The sequence below is a fragment of the Sphingomonas phyllosphaerae genome, from assembly GCA_036946405.1.
GTDB lineage: Bacteria > Pseudomonadota > Alphaproteobacteria > Sphingomonadales > Sphingomonadaceae > Sphingomonas > Sphingomonas phyllosphaerae_D.
The window spans coordinates 2,374,895-2,391,186 of the sequence record JAQIJC010000001.1 but is presented as its reverse complement, the minus strand read 5'-3'; the positions used below and the strand labels follow the sequence as shown (position 1 = coordinate 2,391,186).

Below are 16,292 nucleotides of genomic sequence, written 5' to 3'. Positions count from 1 at the left end.
GCGACCGTCGCTATATGCGGCCCCGCACAACGCGAGCCCCCACCGCTTATGCTGACGACACATCCGTTCGACGACGATCATCTCCACGAGGAATGCGGCATCTTCGGTGCCTCCGGCTCGGAGGGCGCGGCCGCGCTCGTCGCGCTGGGCCTCCATGCGCTCCAGCATCGCGGCCAGGAGGCCGCGGGCATCACCAGCTTCGACGGCCACCTCTTCCATACGCATCGCGCGATGGGCCATGTCGCCGGGAATTTCGACCGCGACGAGGTCATCCGCGCCCTTGCCGGCGACGTCGCCTGCGGACACGTCCGCTATTCGACGACCGGCGAAACCGCGCTGCGCAACGTCCAGCCGCTCTACGCCGAATTGCAATCGGGCGGGTTCGCGATCGCGCACAACGGCAACATTTCGAATGCGATGCGCCTGCGTCGTGAGCTGGTGCGGCGTGGATCGATCTTCCAGTCGACCTCCGATACCGAGACGATCATCCATTTGGTCGCGACCAGCCAGTATCGGACGTTGCTCGACAAGTTCATCGACGCGCTGAAGCAGGTCGAGGGCGCCTATGCGCTGATCGTGATGACGCCGGACGGCATGATCGCGTGCCGCGATCCGCTGGGCATTCGTCCGCTGGTGATGGGCAAGCTGGGCGACACGTACATCTTCGCCAGCGAGACGGTCGCGCTCGACGTGGTCGGTGCGACCTTCGAGCGCTCGGTCGAACCGGGTGAGCTGGTAATCGTCCAGAACGGCGAAGTGCGTTCGATCCGCCCGTTTGAGCAGGTCGCGGCGCGTCCGTGCATCTTCGAGTGGGTGTATTTCTCGCGACCTGATTCGATCGTCGACGATCACTCGATCTATTCGGTGCGCAAGAACATCGGCGCGCAGCTGGCAATCGAAGCGCCGGTCGACGCCGATCTCGTGATCCCGGTGCCCGATTCGGGCGTCCCCGCCGCGATCGGTTATGCGCAGGAATCGGGTATCCCGTTCGAACTCGGCATCATCCGCTCGCACTATGTCGGGCGCACCTTCATCCAGCCGGGCGACAAGGTTCGTCACCTCGGCGTCAAGCTGAAGCACAACGCCAATCGCGCGCTGATCCAGGGCAAGAAGGTCGTGCTGATCGACGATTCGATCGTGCGCGGCACCACTTCGCTGAAGATCGTGCAGATGATGCGCGAGGCCGGCGCGGCGGAGGTGCACATGCGCATCGCCTCACCGCCGACGCGGCACAGCTGCTTCTACGGCGTCGACACGCCGGAGCGCGCCAAGCTGCTCGCGGCGAAGCTGGATCTGGGGGGAATGACCGACTTCATCCACGCCGACAGTCTCGCGTTCGTCTCGATCGACGGGCTCTACAAGGCGTTGGGCGAAGCGCAGCGCGCCGACGGACGGCCGCGTTATTGCGATGCATGCTTCACCGGCGACTATCCGAGCACGCTGACCGACCACGACGAGTCGAGCGCGGTCGACCAATTCGCGATGCTCGCCGAACGGGTGAACTAGGCTTCTGCCATCATGCTGGGCCCGTCCCGGCATCCACCGTGCCGCAAGAGTGGCGATCAACAGGTTCGCGGGACGGTGGATCCCGGAACGAGTCCGGGATGACGTCCATGAACAAGCAGCTTGCCGACAAACTGGCGCTGGTGACCGGCGCCAGCCGTGGGATCGGCGCGGCGACCGCGATCGCCCTGGCGGAACTGGGCGCGCATGTCGTGCTGACCGCGCGCACCGCCAGCGGGCTGGAAGAGGTCGAGCAGCGGATCTTCGACGCGGGCGGATCGGCGACGATCGCGCCGCTCGATCTCGCGCAGAGCGACTCGATCGCCCGGCTGGCGACCGCGATCGGCGAGCGCTGGCAGGCGCTGGACGTGATGGTGCTCAACGCCGGGATGCTCGGATCGCTCGCGGCGGTGCCGGCGATCGACGCCAAGGAACTCGCGCAGGTGCTGACGCTCAACGTCTCGGCACAGGTGGCGCTGATCCAGGCGTTCGATCCGATGCTGCGCCGCTCGGCCGGCGCGCGCGTGATCGGCGTTACGTCATCGGTCGGGCGTACGCCGCGGGCCTATTGGGGCGCCTATGGCGCGTCGAAGGCGGCGTTCGAAACGCTGCTGGAGGCATATGGCGATGAAACCGCCGAGGTGAGCAAGATCCGCGTGGCGGTGCTCGATCCGGGGGCCACGCGCACCAAGATGCGCGCGCGCGCCTATCCGGGTGAGGACCCCAATTCTGTCAAGCCGCCCGAGACGGTCGCGGCGCGGATCGTGGCGTTGGCGGCCGAGGGGTTCCCGGTGAACCATCGCGAACGGGTCGGCTAGGCTGGGCTCGCCTTCACCAGCGTCACTTGCATGACGTCGATCCCGCCGCCGCGGAAGCCGCCTTCGCAATACATCAGGTAATAGCGCCAGAGCTGCTGGAAGCGCGCGTCGAAGCGTGGCGGAAGCCGGCCATCGGCCGCGGCGCGGTCGAAGCGGCGGCGCCAGTCGAGCAGCGTTTCGGCATAGTCGATCCCGAAGCGATGTTCGTCCTGCCACAAAAGCCCGTGCGCCTCGGCAAGCGCGCGAAAGCGGCTTGCGGAAAGCAGCGACCCACCCGGAAAGACATAGCGCTGGATGAAGTCGGCGCTGCCATTATAGGCATCCCAGATATCGTCGGCGATCGTGATGAACTGCAAGGCGGCGCGGGCGCCCGGCTTCAGCACACGCGCGATCGTCGACAGATAGGCAGGCCAATATTCGGGTCCGACCGCCTCGACCATTTCGATGCTGGCGACCGCGTCATAGCGGCCGGTGACGTCGCGATAATCGGTCAGCGCGACCGTCACCCCCTCCAGCCCACGCGCGAGCACATGGTCGCGCTGCTCGGTGGAGAGCGTCAGCCCGTGCACCGCGACGCCGGCCGCAGACGCGGTCGCTGCGAACGATCCCCAGCCGCAGCCGATCTCGAGGATCGATTGCCCGGCGCTGGTTGCGGTGCGCGTCAGAATCGCATCGAGCTTGCGCTGCTGCGCTGCTTCCAGTGGCTCGCCTTCGACCACATCGAGCGCACTCGAATAGGTCAGCGTCGCATCGAGCCACTCGCGATAGAAGTCGTTCCCCAGATCGTAGTGCGCGGCGATGTTGCGTCGCGCCCCGCTGCGGTGATTGCGGCGCAGGCGATGGCCGAGCCACACCGCAAGCCGCGCGACATGCTTGGCGCGCGCGACATTGCCGAGCGCGGCGCGGTTGCGCACGAACAGATCGAAGATCGGCACCAGATCGGGGCTGGTCCAGTCGCCGGCCGCCCAGCCTTCGTACCAGCCGATCGACCCGGCGGTGACCAGCCGCCACAGCGCCCGCCACCGCACCAGCCGCACCACCGCGACCGGCCCCGGCGCATGGCCACCGAGCAACCGCTGCGTTCCATCGGGTAGCTGCGCCTCGATCGCGCCCTCCCGCAGTCCGCGACCGATCCGATCGAGGATGCGGCGCCAGATCGGCGCAAATAGCCGCGCACGACCCCGGGCAGGCGAAGGATGAGAGGTGGCCGCGTCCATGGCGGACGCGCCCTAACGCACCTTCTTGCCCGCCGCCAGCGCGCGTTCACGCGCTTCGCGATGCCCGATCAGCTTGGCCGGGTAAGAGTCGGGACGACAGCCGGCGGCATCGGGATCGTGGATCGCCTCGTCCGGCACATCCTTCAGCTCGGGAACCCACCGGCGGATGTAGTCGCCCGCGTCGAACTTCTCGGACTGGGTCAGCGGCGCCATGATCCGCCCGAACATGTTGGCGTCGATCCCGGTGCCGGCGACCCATTGCCAGTTCACCGAATTGTTCCCGTAGTCGGCGTCGACGAGGCAGTCCCAGAACCAGCGTTCGCCCTCGCGCCAGTCGATCAGCAGATGCTTGATCAGGAAGGAGGCGGTAATCATCCGCACGCGATTGTGCATCCAGCCGCTCTGCCAAAGCTGTCGCATTCCGGCATCGACGATCGGATAGCCGGTCTGCCCGGTCTGCCAGGCGCGCAAATCGGTTCTGGCACCCTTGCCGGTACGCCATGGCAGCTTGTCGAAGGCCGAACGACCGTTCTTGTCGGCATAATCCGGCAAGGCGAGCACGACGCCATCGGTGAAATCGCGCCACGCCAGTTCCTTGCGAAACGTCACGTCGTGCGCGCCGCTGGCATGCCAGACCGCGCGGGGCGATACCTCGCCGAAGTGCAGATGCGGCGAAAAGCGCGACGTGCCTTCCACGGCGGGCATGTTGCGCCGATCGTCATAGCCCTTGAGGTCGAGGGAAGCGATCTTCCGACATGCCGCGTCCTCGCCCGGCGTCCAGTCGAAACCGCCCGACCAATCCGGCTTCGACGGCAACAGGCGCCAGTCGGCGAGCTTGTCGCTTTTCGGCCACTTCTTGGGCGGTGGGATCTCGTCCGGCGCGGCGAGCGGCTTCTCGGGCGGCAAATGCTCCTGCAACCCTTTCCAGAACGCGGAATAGATGCGGAACTGACCGCCGGACCCCGTCGTGACCTGCTCCGGCGGGGCGAGATGATTGCCGTCGTGGAGGCATAGCCGCTCGCCGAGCGCCGCCTCCGCCTTGCGCCACCACGGTTCGTAGTGACGGATCGCGTGGATCGCCTCGGCCCCGGTCGTCTCCACCAATTCGTCGAGGATCGACACCGCATTCCCGCGCCGCAGGATCAGCCGACTGCCCTTCTCGCGTAGCGCCTTGTCGAGTGCGGCGAGGCTGTGATGAAGCCACCACCGCTGCGCCCCACCGATCCGCCAATCGCCCGGCGCGTCGTCGTCGAGGATATAGACCGGGATCACCGCGCCCTGCTGCGCGGCGGCGACGAGCGCCGGTTGATCGTGAAGGCGCAGGTCCTGTCGCAGCCAAAGCAAAGTAGTCATCGTTCGCGCTACGTACAATTCCCCCGCGCGGTTCCGGCGAATGCTTCGCCGAGCGTCGAAATCACGCGAACATGGCGCGCCGCAATCGCCATCACGTCGTCGCCGTAGCCGCCACCGACCGTACAGGCGAGCGGGATGCCGGCGGCGTTCGCCAGTCGCGCGACGAGCCGGTCGCGCCGGACGAGTCCATCCTCACTGAGCGCCAGCCGGCCGAGACGGTCGCCTGCAAACGGATCGACACCGCCCTGATAGAGGATCAAGGTCGGCTGCCAGTCGGCGATCATCGGCGCGAGCGTCTCTTCGAGCACCGCCAGATAGGCGTCATCGCCGATCGCATCGGCGAGCGGCACGTCGAGCGTCGATCGCGCCTTCCGCACCGGGAAGTTCTTCTCGGCATGGATCGAATAGGTGGCGATCTGCGGATGCCCGGCGGTCAGCGCCGCGGTACCGTCGCCCTGGTGAACGTCGACATCGACGATCAGTATGCGCGCGGTCGTCCCCTCCTCCACCAGCCGAAGCGCGGCCACTGCCAGATCGTTGAACACGCAATAGCCTGCGCCGGTGTCCGACAAGGCATGATGGCTGCCCCCGGCGGTGTTGGCAGCGAAACCTTGTTCCAGCGCGAGCACGGCGGCGAGATAGGTCCCGCCGGGCACCATCTGCGCGCGGCGCGCCACGACCGGCGTCACGGGAAAGCCGATCCGCCGTTCCTTGACGGCAGGCACCCGTGCGGCGAGCACTTCGGCCACATATTCGGGATCATGCGCGGCCTCCAGCCAGCGCTGCGGCATCGGCTCGGGCTCGTGCCACACGATCCGTTCGCCCTCGGCGCGGAGCAGATCGCGGATCGCGCCATTCTTACCCCATCGATAGCTGCTGCGGGCCGGCGCCTCGGTGACATAATCGGGATGGTGGACGATGGCGATCATCGACCTAAGATAGGCATTGGCACGCCCGCGCAGGAGTAGCGAATGACCGAACCGACCATCGCCGCACAACCGTTCGTCCGCCCGGACGTGGCGAGCTTCCTCGGCTATCTCAACAACCTCCCCGGCCCACGCACGCATGAGATGAGCGTCGCGGACGCGCGCGCGGCGATGATCGCGATGAAGGACGTCACCGACTCGCCACTCGGCGAGTTGGGATTGGTGCGGGAATTGACGATTCCCGGTCCATCCGGCGCGTTACCCGCGCGGCTGTTCGATGCGCGCGCGACGCGATCGGCCGGACCGGCGGTAGTGTTCTACCATGGCGGCGGCTGGGTGGCCGGGAATGTCGCCAGCCACGCCAGTCTCGCCGCGGAGATGGCCCGGCAGCTGGACCTGCCCGTGATCTCGGTCGAATATCGGCTGGCCCCCGAAGCGCCCTTCCCCGCCGCGGCCGACGACGCCGAAGCGGCAGCGCGATGGGTGGCGGGAAGCCCCGCCGAACTGGGTCAAGCCGTCACTGGTCTGGTACTGAGTGGCGACAGCGCAGGCGGCAATCTGGCGATCGTCGCCAGCGTGGCGTTGCGCGACATGCCCGCTGACGCACCTGTGCTCGTCCAAGCACCGATCTATCCGGCGACCGACGCGACGCGCCGCTACCCATCGTTCGACGCCTTCTCCGAAGGCTATCTGCTGACGCGCGAGATGATGAGGTGGTTCGGCGACCATTATCGACCCGACCCGCACGACGCGCGCTACTCGCCGATCATCAACGACCTTCGCGACCTGCCGCCCGCCGTGATCGTCGCGGCCGGGCTCGATCCGTTGCGCGATCAGGCGCGCGCCTATGCCGCCGCGCTCGCGCTGGCGGGCGTACCGGTCACCTATCAGGAGGCGCGCGGCAACATCCACGGCTTCGCGACGCTACGCCGCGCGATCCCCTCCAGCCAACGGGATCTCACCGCGTATCTGACGGCCGTGCGCGCAGCGGTCGCGACCGCGACTCACGATATCGCAAATGCGAAGGCACCGGGTTGAAGCACTTCGAGACGCAGCCTATTCGACCGGCATGACTGCGCCAGACTCCCTGCCCTATCGCCCTTGTGCGGGCGTGATGCTCATCAATCGCGACGGACAGGTGTTCGTCGGTCAGCGCATCGATAACGTGCTGGAAGCATGGCAGATGCCGCAGGGCGGGATCGATCCGGGCGAAGATGCACAGGCCGCGGCGACGCGAGAGTTGTGGGAAGAAACCGGGGTCACCGCCGACAAGGTGACGTTGCTCGCAGAGGCACCCGACGACTTCTTCTACGACCTTCCACCCGAAATGGTCGGCAAGGTCTGGAAGGGCAAGTATCGCGGACAGCGGCAACGCTGGTTCCTGTTCCGCTTCGACGGCGAGGACAGCGATATTCATATCGACACGCCGCACCCGGAGTTTCGCGCGTGGCGGTGGGCCGCGCCCGCCGATCTCCCGCAGCTGATCGTGCCGTTCAAGGCGCAATTGTACCGCGACGTGCTCGCCGCCTTTGCCCCGCATCTGCCGGGTAACGACGCTACGCCGCCGCGCTGATCGGCAGGCCGTACGATGCTGTCGGTGTTGATCGGGACGGTGTGTCTCGCCGCGTTGCCGGAGCCGGCGGTCGCCCAGACGCGCCGCCGCGGCCCGACGACCCGGCGTGTGCGGCGCCAGACGACACTCGAGCGGCCCGAGCTGGAGGTAGAGCCGGTTTTCATCACCGCGCCGCCGCTCGACGTGTCGGAGCCGGTGCTCAACGATGTCGGCGTCGTGCTGGGCAGGATCCCCGGGCCGGAGATCTCGCCGGAAATGCGCGCGATGCTGGATGCCGCGATGCAGGCGGGCGACGAGGCCGGCGTCGACACGCTCGTCAAATATGCGCGCAACGGCGATCCGGGGGCGCGCGATCTGGTGCTGCGCCGTGCGACCGAGTGGAAGGAAGCGCGTGCCCGCGCCCGCAACGAGCGGGTGCGACAGGCCAGCGCGTTCCAGCTTTGGAGCGGACGGGTCGAGGCGGGCGGGTTCGTCTCGACCGGCAATTCCGACGTCACCGGCCTCACCGGAGTCGCCGACCTCACCCGCGAGGGCCTGCGCTGGCGGCATCGCGTCATGGCGCAGGCGGATTTCCAGCGCACGGCCGGCGTGACCAGCCGCGAACGGTACGCGCTCGGCTATCAGCCGAACTACAAGCTCAACGACCGCGGCTATATCTACGGAAACGGGCAATATGAGTCCGACCGCTTTCTCGGCTATTTCAACCGCTACTCGGCCTCGGTAGGCGCCGGCTACAGCGTGTTCCGCCGCAACGGCCTGACGCTCGACATTGAGGTGGGGCCGGCCTTCCGGCAGACCGACTTCACCGACCGCACGATGCAGGGCAGCATCGCGGCGCGCGGAAGCATGGAGCTGAACTGGACGCTGTTCAGCGGGCTCACCGCGACGCAAAGCGCCTCGGCGTACTGGGAACGCTATAACAGCACGATCCGCAGCGTCTCCGCGATCGAAGCGAAGCTGCTCGGGCCATTGTCGGCGCGGCTGTCGTACACGCTGCAATATGAAAGCGAGCCGCCAGCCGGGCGGGTGACGACCGACACGACCAGCCGCGCGTCACTGGTCTACGCCTTTTAGGCACCGACCGCCCGCGACCGGGGGCGATCAGCCCTGTGTTTCGTTTCGGCCATCGTCCCGCTACGATGCCGGAATGAACAAGCTTTCGCCCGTCGAACGGGCATCTCTGGAGAGGATCGACGCCGCCGCGATGCTGTTGCGCGTCGAGCGATGGGCAGCGATCAACAGCGGGACGCGCAACGTCGCGGGCTGCGCGGCGATGGCGGCGGATTTGGCCGATGCCTTTGCGGCGCTGCCGGGGGAGATCGAGCTGATCGAGCCGACCGCGACCGAGAGCGTCGGGGCGGACGGGCAGGTCGTGCCGCTGGCGCATGGCCGCCATCTGCGTCTGTCGGTCCGCCCCGACGCGCCGGTCCGGCTGCTGCTGACCGGGCATATGGACACGGTCTATCCTGCCGATCACCCCTTCCAGACGTCGCGCTGGCGTGAGCCCGGCATCCTCAATGGCCCCGGTGTGGCGGACATGAAGGGGGGATTGTCGCTGATGCTCGAAGCGCTGCTCGCGATCGAGGCGGGCAAGCCGCAGCTCGGTTATGATGTGGTCATCAACGCGGACGAGGAAACCGGATCGCTGTCGTCCACTGCGTTGCTGGCCGAGGCGGCACGGGGCAAGATCGCGGCGCTGACCTACGAACCCGCGCTACCCGACGGGACGCTGGCCGGCGCTCGTGGGGGCACGGGAAACTTCTCGATCGTGATCCGCGGTCGGTCCGCCCATGCCGGGCGCAATCCGGAGGACGGCCGCAATGCGATCGTCGCCGCGAGCGCGCTGGCCGTGCGGCTGCACGAAGAACGCTCGCCGCGGCTGGCGGTCAATCCGGCGCGGATGGAGGGCGGCGGTCCCAACAATGTCGTCCCCGATCTCGCGGTGCTCCGCGTCAACTTTCGCCCGGCCGACGCCGCCGAAATCGTGCGCGCGCGCACCGCGATCGATGCCGCGGTCGCCGCGGTCCGGACCGCGTATGACGTCGGCATCGAGGTCCATGGCAGCTTCAACCGTCCGCCCAAGCCGATCGACCATGGCGCGGCGCGGCTGTTCGCGCTGGTCCGCGACGCAGGGGCCGACCTCGGCCAGCCGATCGCGTGGCGCGACACCGGCGGCGTCTGCGACGGCAACAATATCGCCGCCTTTGGCGTGCCGGTGGTCGATACGATGGGCGCACGCGGCGGCGCGATCCACTCCGCCGACGAATTTCTGATCGTCGACAGCCTTGCCGAGCGCGCCGCGCTCTCGGCGGTGACGATGCTGCGACTGGCCGAGGGAGCGCTGGCATGACGTTCGTGATCCGCGCCGCCGATGCGCACGATCTGGCGCACCTCTACGAGATGGCGAAGCTGACCGGCGGCGGTTTCACCAACCTGCCCCCGGATCGCAATGCGCTGACCGCGAAGCTCGAGCGCAGCGCACGCGCGTTCGGACATGACGACACCTCGCTGACCGACGAATTGTTCGTGCTGATGCTCGAGAACAACGTCACCGGCGAGGTGCGCGGTACGTGCCAGTTGTTCACGCATGTCGGGCAGCAACATCCCTTCTACAGCTATCGGCTCGGCACGCTGACCCAGCACAGCCGCGAGCTGGCGCGGACATTCCGGGCCGAGATGCTGTCGCTGACCACCGACCTTGAGGGCGCGAGCGAGGTCGGCGGGCTGTTCCTGCATCCCGGTGAACGCGCCGGCGGGCTGGGGCTGTTGCTGGCGCGCAGCCGCTACCTGTTCATTCGCGCGCATCGGCCGCGCTTCGCGGATCGGACGCTTGCAGAGCTGCGGGGCGTGATCGACGAGGCGGGCGGGTCGCCGTTCTGGGACGGGCTCGCCGGGCGGTTCTTCGGCATGGGGTTTCAGGAGGCCGACGAATTTAACGCGGTACACGGTCACCAGTTCATCGCCGATCTGATGCCCAAGCATCCGATCTATACCGCGATGCTCTCCGACCATGCCCGCGCGTCGATCGGCCTCCCGCATCCTTCCGGCCGCGCGGCGATGCGGATGCTGGAGAACGAGGGGTTTGCCTACGAGAATTACATCGACATCTTCGATGGTGGCCCGACGATGACGGTCAAGACCGACCAGATCCGCACCGTCCGCGACGCAAAGGATGCGACGGTCGTGGCGGTGCGCGAGGGCGGCAAGAACGAAGCGCTCGTCGCGACCGGACGGCTCGCCGATTTCCGCTGCGCCTACGCCCGCATCGGGACGGTCGACGGGGGTGTGACGCTGGACCCGGCCGCGGCCACGGCGCTACGGCTGCGCGAGGGCGACCGCGTGAGCTGGATCGGACGGATATGATACGCGAGATCAACTTCGACGGGATCGTCGGCCCCAGCCACAATTATGCAGGGCTGAGCCTCGGCAATCTCGCCGCCACCGCCAATGCCGGACAAGTCGCGCATCCGCGCGCCGCGGCGTTGCAGGGCGTGGCGAAGATGCGCGCCAATCTCGCGCTCGGGCTGGTGCAGGGCGTGCTGATCCCCCCGCCCCGCCCCGATCACGCATGGCTGGCGCGGCTGGCGATCGATTATGATGACGCCCCGGCGCACCTGAAGGCGCAGGCCCTGTCCGCCTCGTCGATGTGGGCCGCCAATGCGGCGACCGTCTCTCCCGCGCCCGACACCGCGGACGGGCGCTGCCACCTGACCATCGCCAATCTGGTGACGATGCCGCATCGCAGTCACGAATGGCGCGCGACGCTGGAGCAGTTGCACGTCGCGTTTGCGGATGTCGCGCATTTCGTCGTGCAACCGCCCGTCCTCCCACCGTTCGGCGATGAGGGCGCGGCGAACCACATGCGGCTGTGTACCGCGCATGATGCGCCGGGCGTGGAGGTGTTCGTCTACGGCGTCGCCGGTGGCGCGTTTCCGGCGCGGCAGCATGTCGAGGCCAGTCGCGCGATCGCGCGGCATCATGGGCTCGACCCCGCGCGGACGCTGTTCGTCCAGCAGTCGGTCGAGGCGATTGCCGCCGGCGCCTTCCACAACGACGTGGTCGCGGTCGCCAACGAGCGGATTTTGCTGGCGCACGAGCAGGCATTCGCGGATCGCGATGGCTTTTACGCCGATCTCCGCCGCTTGCTGCCCGAGGTCGAAATCGTCGAGGTGCGGGCGGCGGAAGTGAGCCTGAGCGATGCGATCGGCTCCTACCTCTTCAACGCGCAACTCGTGACTCCGCCCGATGGCGTGCCGACGCTGATCGTGCCCGAAGAAGCACGCGCCAACCCACGCGTATGGCAATGGATCGGGGCGCATCTCGCCGGCAACGGGCCGATTCGCCGCGTCGAGGTGGTCGATGTCCGCGAGTCGATGGCGAACGGTGGCGGCCCGGCGTGCCTGCGGCTGCGCGTCGTCTGCGATCCGGCGACCGTCGACCCGCGGTTCCTCGTCGACGACCGTCGGCTCGATCGCATCGCGATGGTGATCGAGCGTCATTGGCCCGAGACGATCGCGCCCGACGACCTCGGCAACCAGGCGTTGCTCGGACAGATCGCGACCGCCCGCACTGCGCTGGTCGACGAACTTGGCCTGATGGAGCTTCGCGCATGACCGCGCGGGTGCAACGCTGGTGGCGCGGGTTCGCGCGGCTGTTCGTCGTCAAGACCAAATTCGAGGCGTTCATGCTGATCTACGCGATCGCCACCGGCGCGGTCGAGCGGGGAATGACCTATCTCCACCGCTTCCCCGGCACGCCGGGCTGGATCATGTTCGTCGCATGCACGATCGTCGTGTTCATGGCGGGCGGCAAGATCATCGACGGGGTCGAACGCGACGCGAACGGCTGATTCTATCGGCTATTGATATGTTGTAACATGGCGCTATGGGGGACTCATGATGGAGTCGCCAATGAAGACCATGTTGTTTGCCGCCGTCGCGCTTGCACCGCTTGCCCTGCCCGCTGCCGCCCAGACGGCCGGTTCCGCGCGGCAGTCCGATCCGCACCGTTCCGACGAGGTGATCGTCACCGCGCCGATCCAGACCAGCGAGGCCGACGTCCTGCAGGGCACGTCGGTGCTGACCGGTGCGAATCTGACCCGCGAACTTCGCCCGACGATCGGCGAGACGCTTGCACGATTGCCCGGCGTGTCGGCGACCTCCTTCGGCCCGAACGCGTCGCGGCCGATCCTGCGCGGTTTCCAGGGTGATCGGATCCGCGTCCTGACCGACGGCATCGGGTCCATCGACGTCTCGAATACCTCGGTCGACCATGCGGTGGTGATCGACCCGCTGCTTGCCGAGCGCGTCGAGGTGCTGCGCGGTCCGGCGGCGCTGCTGTACGGCTCGTCGGCGGTCGGCGGCGTGGTCAACGTCGTCGACCGGCGCATCCCCCGTGCGCTGCCCGAGAACGGCTATCGGGTCGATGCGATCGGCACCTATGGCAGCGCGGCGAACGAGCGCTCGATCGGCGGCGCGGCGGACGTGACCGCGGCCGGTCCGCTCGTGTTGCACGTCGACGGATCATATCTGAAGGCGGACGACCTGCGCACTGGCGGGTTCATCCTGTCGCGCGCCGCGCGCCGCGCTTCGCTGGCGCTGGCGGGCGCACCGCAGGACGGTGACGAGCCGATCGACTTCGCCGGCAACGCCGCGCTGAGCGGCAAGCTGCCCAACAGCGGAGCGGAGACGTGGACCGCCGGTGCCGGCGCGTCGATCATTACCGATGGCGGGATGCTTGGCGTCTCCTACGGCCATTACGACAGCCTCTACGGCGTGCCGGTGCGCTATGCGACCGCGCTCGGGCAGGAGCAGGAAGCGCCGCGGCTCGATGTCGTGCAGAACCGCTACGACCTGCGCGCCGAGGTGACGCCGCACGGTTCGCTGATCGACGCGATCCGCATCCGCGCCGCGCATGCCGATTACCGGCATTTCGAGCTGGAGGAAGACGGCTCGGTCGGCACCGCCTTCTACAACAAGGGGCTCGAGGCGCGGCTCGAAGTCGTGCAGGCGAAGCGCGGCGCGTGGCAGGGTGCCAGCGGCGTGCAATATTTCAGCCGTGCGTTCGACGTGGTCGGCGACGAGGCGTTCCTGCCGCGCAACCAGACCGAACAGACCGGGCTCTTCACCCTCCAGCAATTCGAGGACGGCCGCTTCAAGGCGGAGGGCGGGCTGCGCTATGAACAGACGCGGCTCACGGCCGATCCCGGCTTTCGCGAAGGAACCGAGCGGTTCACGGGTGCAGATCGTAGCTTCGAAACGTGGTCGGGGTCGCTGGGTGCGGCCTACACGATCGCGGACGGGGTACGCGTCGGGTTGAACGGGTCGCGCACGGCGCGCGCGCCCTCCGCCGAGGAATTGTTCGCCAACGGACCGCATGCCGGCACGCAGGCCTATGAGCTGGGCAACCCCAACTTCCGCGCGGAAACCTCGTGGGGACTGGAAGCGACGCTCCACGCGCACAACCAGATCTTTAGCCTCGATGCGTCGGCCTATTACAATTGGTTCGACAACTACATCTATGAGTCGCAAGTCGACGAGGCAGCGTGCGTAACGGCGGCGCAGGGTGAGGTCGAGCTGCCGTGCTTCCGCTACGATCAGGCGAAGGCACGCTATTACGGCTTCGAGGCGGATGCGTCGGCACGGCTGGCGACGATCGGCACGCATGTCATCACCGCCGATCTGCTCGGCGATTACGTCCATGCCGAGGTCGTGGACCGCAGCCCGGTGCCGCGGATTCCGCCGCTGCGTCTGCTTGGCGGGATCGAAGCGCGCAACGACACCAGCGGCGCGCGTGTCGAGGTGGAGCGCGCCTTCTCGCAGAACCGCACCGCCCCGTTCGAAACGCGGACCGATGGCTATACGATGGTCAACGCCTCGCTCTCCTTCCATCCTTGGGGCGGAAGCGACCGGCGCAGCATCCTCTTGGCGGCGAACAACATCTTCGACGTCGAGGCACGTCGCGCCGCGAGCGTGCTCAAGGACTTTGCGCCATTGGCCGGTCGCGACGTGCGCGTGACGTTCCGCATGGGGATTTGATCGTCGATGCCTTCGGCGGCTTCGGACGAAGCCGTCGATTGCCTCGTGGCTGATGAGCCTGCGCCCGGTGCGGGGCGCAGGCGGCGCGCGATCTGCCCCCGCGCCGAGCCGGCGGCCGGACCAACGGCGTGCGCCAGCGTAGCTTGGCGTCACACGCCGGTTAACTGCCGCCTCTATCGGGGCAGGCTTGTTGACGATTCAGTGCGGGGCCAATCGTCCGGCTTCATGACCCCGCGCAACGCCGCATCCGGCGCGCGCCATCTTCAGCCGCTTGTCGACCGCGTGCGGAGCGATGCCCTCTTCGGCGATCTGCGGCAGCCAGCAGCGACGAGGGCGCTCCTTCCCGCTTTCCGTCAGCCGCGCGAGCGCCTCGGTCGTTCGCTCATCACTGTCGATCGCGACGACCTTGATCCGCCGCCACGAGCATAGCTATTCCGCCGCATCCTCTACCGCGACCAGCTTGGTCAGCGGGCGGGCGGCCTGTTCGCCGACCGGCAATGTATCGATCGTCTTGTTGCCGGTGTCGATGTTGAGCGATTCGAAGCGGCGCGCGCTGGTCAGCACCTGACTCTCCAAACTGCCGACGAAGCTGTTGTACGCGCCCATCGCGGTGTCGAGATTCTTGCCGAGCCGCGCGACATGCCCGCCCATCACCGCGAGCCGCTGGTACAGTTCCTTGCCGAGCGCGCCGATCTCCTGCGCTTCGCGCGCCAGTTTCTCCTGACGCCACACCGCCGAAACGGTGCGGGCGATCGCGATCAGGTTGGTCGGGGTGGCGAGCAGCACGCGGCGCTCGAACGCGTAATCCCACAGCCCGGCGTCATGTTCGAGCGCGGCGGAGAGGAAATGCTCGCCAGGGACGAACATCACGACATATTCGGGCGCGTCGTCGAACTGTGTCCAATAAGCCTTGGCGCCCAGCGCGTTGACGTGCGTGCGCATCGATGCGGCATGCGCGGCGAGCCCCAGCTGCCGCTCCGCCTCGTCCACCGCGCCGAACGCGTCCTGATAGGCGTTGAGCGACACCTTGGCGTCGATGATCAGCGACTTGCCGCCCGGCACGCGGACGATCGCGTCGGGACGGAGACGCGCGCCTTCCTCGCCGGTGACGCTCACCTCCATGCGGAAGTCGGTGTGCTCGGCGAGTCCGCACGATTCGAGCACGTTGCGGAGTTGCTGCTCACCCCAGCGCCCGCGCGCCTTCGGGGCGTTGCGGAGCACATTGACCAACTTGGCGGCCTCGCCCGAGACACGCTCCTGCCCGACGCGCATCGCCTCGATCTGGCCGCGCAGCTCGCCGAACGCGTCGCGGCGCTCGGCCTCGATCTTCGCGACGCCCTCTTCGTAGCGGAGCAGTCGATCGTTGACCGGCTGAAGCAGCGCGCGCAGCCCCTGCCCCGATTGCTCCTCGGCCTGCCGAAAGCGCGCCTCGGCACGTTCGAGGAACTGCTTCTGCGCCTCGCCGAGCGCGTTTTGCGCGACCTCGCGGAAGCGCAGGCTCATCTCGTCGGCGGCGGCGCGCAGGTCGGCGATGCGCTGCTCGGCGGCGCGGCCCTCCGCCTCCAGCCGCGACACCTGCAAGCGCGCGGTCTCGCGCTCGTCGCGCGCCTGGGTCAGTTCCGTGCGGAGCGTCTCGGCGGCGCGAGCGCGTTCCTCCGCGCTGGCGAGGTCGGTGATCGCGCGCTTGAACTGCTCGACCTGTGCGTCGCGCTCCTGACGGAAGCCGGCCGCCTCGCGCTTGCCCGCGAGCCAGCCGAGCAGAGCACCAAGGGCGAGCGCCAAGAGAGCGACGAGGACATATTCAAGCATTGCCGGAACATAGATCGAACGAGGCGCCGGCGACAACCGTTAATTGCCGCCACGCG

General features: G+C 67.8%; 14 protein-coding genes. 10 read left to right on the top strand and 4 right to left on the bottom strand.

Annotation, left to right across the window (positions count from 1 at the left end):
- Window positions 1–48 precede the first annotated feature (48 nt).
- On the top strand, window positions 49–1,506 hold the full coding sequence (gene purF / locus PGN12_11445) for an amidophosphoribosyltransferase (protein MEH3104509.1): 1,458 nt from the start codon (window positions 49–51) through the stop codon (window positions 1,504–1,506).
- A gap of 107 nt (window positions 1,507–1,613) precedes the next feature.
- A complete protein-coding gene (locus tag PGN12_11440; protein MEH3104508.1) occupies window positions 1,614–2,321 on the top strand; it encodes an SDR family NAD(P)-dependent oxidoreductase in 708 nt (235 codons plus the stop codon).
- Here the strand turns inward: PGN12_11440 and PGN12_11435 are convergent.
- The 3 genes from PGN12_11435 to PGN12_11425 are packed head-to-tail and all read right to left on the bottom strand — an operon-like array spanning window position 2,318 to window position 5,820.
- Window positions 2,318–3,538, bottom strand: a complete 1,221-nt coding sequence (locus PGN12_11435) for a cyclopropane-fatty-acyl-phospholipid synthase (GenBank protein ID MEH3104507.1) — start codon at window positions 3,536–3,538, stop codon at window positions 2,318–2,320. The genes PGN12_11440 and PGN12_11435 overlap by 4 nt on opposite strands.
- Window positions 3,539–3,550: 12 nt before the next feature.
- A complete protein-coding gene (locus PGN12_11430) occupies window positions 3,551–4,891 on the bottom strand; it encodes a deoxyribodipyrimidine photo-lyase (protein ID MEH3104506.1) in 1,341 nt (446 codons plus the stop codon).
- A gap of 8 nt (window positions 4,892–4,899) precedes the next feature.
- Window positions 4,900–5,820, bottom strand: coding sequence for a histone deacetylase (locus PGN12_11425; GenBank protein ID MEH3104505.1), 921 nt, complete (start codon window positions 5,818–5,820; stop codon window positions 4,900–4,902).
- Window positions 5,821–5,862: 42 nt separating this feature from the next.
- Between PGN12_11425 and PGN12_11420 the strand changes: the two genes are divergently transcribed.
- From PGN12_11420 to PGN12_11385, 8 genes are all read left to right on the top strand, one after another.
- On the top strand, window positions 5,863–6,855 hold the full coding sequence (locus PGN12_11420; protein MEH3104504.1) for an alpha/beta hydrolase: 993 nt from the start codon (window positions 5,863–5,865) through the stop codon (window positions 6,853–6,855).
- Between the two features lie 31 nt (window positions 6,856–6,886).
- On the top strand, window positions 6,887–7,390 hold the full coding sequence (locus PGN12_11415; GenBank protein MEH3104503.1) for an RNA pyrophosphohydrolase: 504 nt from the start codon (window positions 6,887–6,889) through the stop codon (window positions 7,388–7,390).
- 15 nt (window positions 7,391–7,405) lie between these two features.
- Window positions 7,406–8,464: a DUF481 domain-containing protein gene (locus PGN12_11410; GenBank protein ID MEH3104502.1), complete on the top strand. Its 1,059-nt coding sequence runs from the start codon at window positions 7,406–7,408 to the stop codon at window positions 8,462–8,464.
- A 73-nt stretch (window positions 8,465–8,537) separates the two neighbouring features.
- Window positions 8,538–9,740, top strand: coding sequence for a hydrolase (locus PGN12_11405; GenBank protein ID MEH3104501.1), 1,203 nt, complete (start codon window positions 8,538–8,540; stop codon window positions 9,738–9,740).
- Window positions 9,737–10,753 carry an arginine N-succinyltransferase gene (locus PGN12_11400; protein ID MEH3104500.1) on the top strand — a complete coding sequence of 339 codons (1,017 nt, stop codon included), beginning with the start codon at window positions 9,737–9,739 and terminating at the stop codon, window positions 10,751–10,753. Before PGN12_11405 ends, PGN12_11400 begins: the two co-directional genes overlap by 4 nt.
- Window positions 10,750–12,003 (top strand): N-succinylarginine dihydrolase, encoded by a 1,254-nt coding sequence (locus PGN12_11395; GenBank protein MEH3104499.1) that lies wholly within the window; start codon window positions 10,750–10,752, stop codon window positions 12,001–12,003. Before PGN12_11400 ends, PGN12_11395 begins: the two co-directional genes overlap by 4 nt.
- Window positions 12,000–12,239 carry a hypothetical protein gene (locus tag PGN12_11390; GenBank protein MEH3104498.1) on the top strand — a complete coding sequence of 80 codons (240 nt, stop codon included), beginning with the start codon at window positions 12,000–12,002 and terminating at the stop codon, window positions 12,237–12,239. Before PGN12_11395 ends, PGN12_11390 begins: the two co-directional genes overlap by 4 nt.
- Before the next feature lie 61 nt (window positions 12,240–12,300).
- Complete coding sequence (locus PGN12_11385; GenBank protein ID MEH3104497.1) at window positions 12,301–14,427, top strand: TonB-dependent receptor; 2,127 nt, start codon at window positions 12,301–12,303, stop codon at window positions 14,425–14,427.
- 429 nt (window positions 14,428–14,856) lie between these two features.
- Here the strand turns inward: PGN12_11385 and rmuC are convergent, their stop codons facing one another.
- The gene (rmuC, locus tag PGN12_11380; GenBank protein MEH3104496.1) at window positions 14,857–16,236 is read right to left on the bottom strand and encodes a DNA recombination protein RmuC; all 1,380 of its coding nucleotides are present in this window, start codon (window positions 16,234–16,236) and stop codon (window positions 14,857–14,859) included.
- Between the last annotated feature and the right edge of the window lie 56 nt (window positions 16,237–16,292).

What these genes read in the sequence shown, in the direction of transcription:
- purF (MEH3104509.1), top strand. Translation starts at nt 49, where the DNA reads ATGCTGACGACACATCCGTTCGACGACGATCATCTCCACGAGGAATGC.
- PGN12_11440 (MEH3104508.1), top strand. Translation starts at nt 1,614, where the DNA reads ATGAACAAGCAGCTTGCCGACAAACTGGCGCTGGTGACCGGCGCCAGC.
- PGN12_11435 (MEH3104507.1), bottom strand. Translation starts at nt 3,538, where the DNA reads ATGGACGCGGCCACCTCTCATCCTTCGCCTGCCCGGGGTCGTGCGCGG.
- PGN12_11430 (MEH3104506.1), bottom strand. Translation starts at nt 4,891, where the DNA reads ATGACTACTTTGCTTTGGCTGCGACAGGACCTGCGCCTTCACGATCAA.
- PGN12_11425 (MEH3104505.1), bottom strand. Translation starts at nt 5,820, where the DNA reads ATGATCGCCATCGTCCACCATCCCGATTATGTCACCGAGGCGCCGGCC.
- PGN12_11420 (MEH3104504.1), top strand. Translation starts at nt 5,863, where the DNA reads ATGACCGAACCGACCATCGCCGCACAACCGTTCGTCCGCCCGGACGTG.
- PGN12_11415 (MEH3104503.1), top strand. Translation starts at nt 6,887, where the DNA reads ATGACTGCGCCAGACTCCCTGCCCTATCGCCCTTGTGCGGGCGTGATG.
- PGN12_11410 (MEH3104502.1), top strand. Translation starts at nt 7,406, where the DNA reads ATGCTGTCGGTGTTGATCGGGACGGTGTGTCTCGCCGCGTTGCCGGAG.
- PGN12_11405 (MEH3104501.1), top strand. Translation starts at nt 8,538, where the DNA reads ATGAACAAGCTTTCGCCCGTCGAACGGGCATCTCTGGAGAGGATCGAC.
- PGN12_11400 (MEH3104500.1), top strand. Translation starts at nt 9,737, where the DNA reads ATGACGTTCGTGATCCGCGCCGCCGATGCGCACGATCTGGCGCACCTC.
- PGN12_11395 (MEH3104499.1), top strand. Translation starts at nt 10,750, where the DNA reads ATGATACGCGAGATCAACTTCGACGGGATCGTCGGCCCCAGCCACAAT.
- PGN12_11390 (MEH3104498.1), top strand. Translation starts at nt 12,000, where the DNA reads ATGACCGCGCGGGTGCAACGCTGGTGGCGCGGGTTCGCGCGGCTGTTC.
- PGN12_11385 (MEH3104497.1), top strand. Translation starts at nt 12,301, where the DNA reads ATGAAGACCATGTTGTTTGCCGCCGTCGCGCTTGCACCGCTTGCCCTG.
- rmuC (MEH3104496.1), bottom strand. Translation starts at nt 16,236, where the DNA reads ATGCTTGAATATGTCCTCGTCGCTCTCTTGGCGCTCGCCCTTGGTGCT.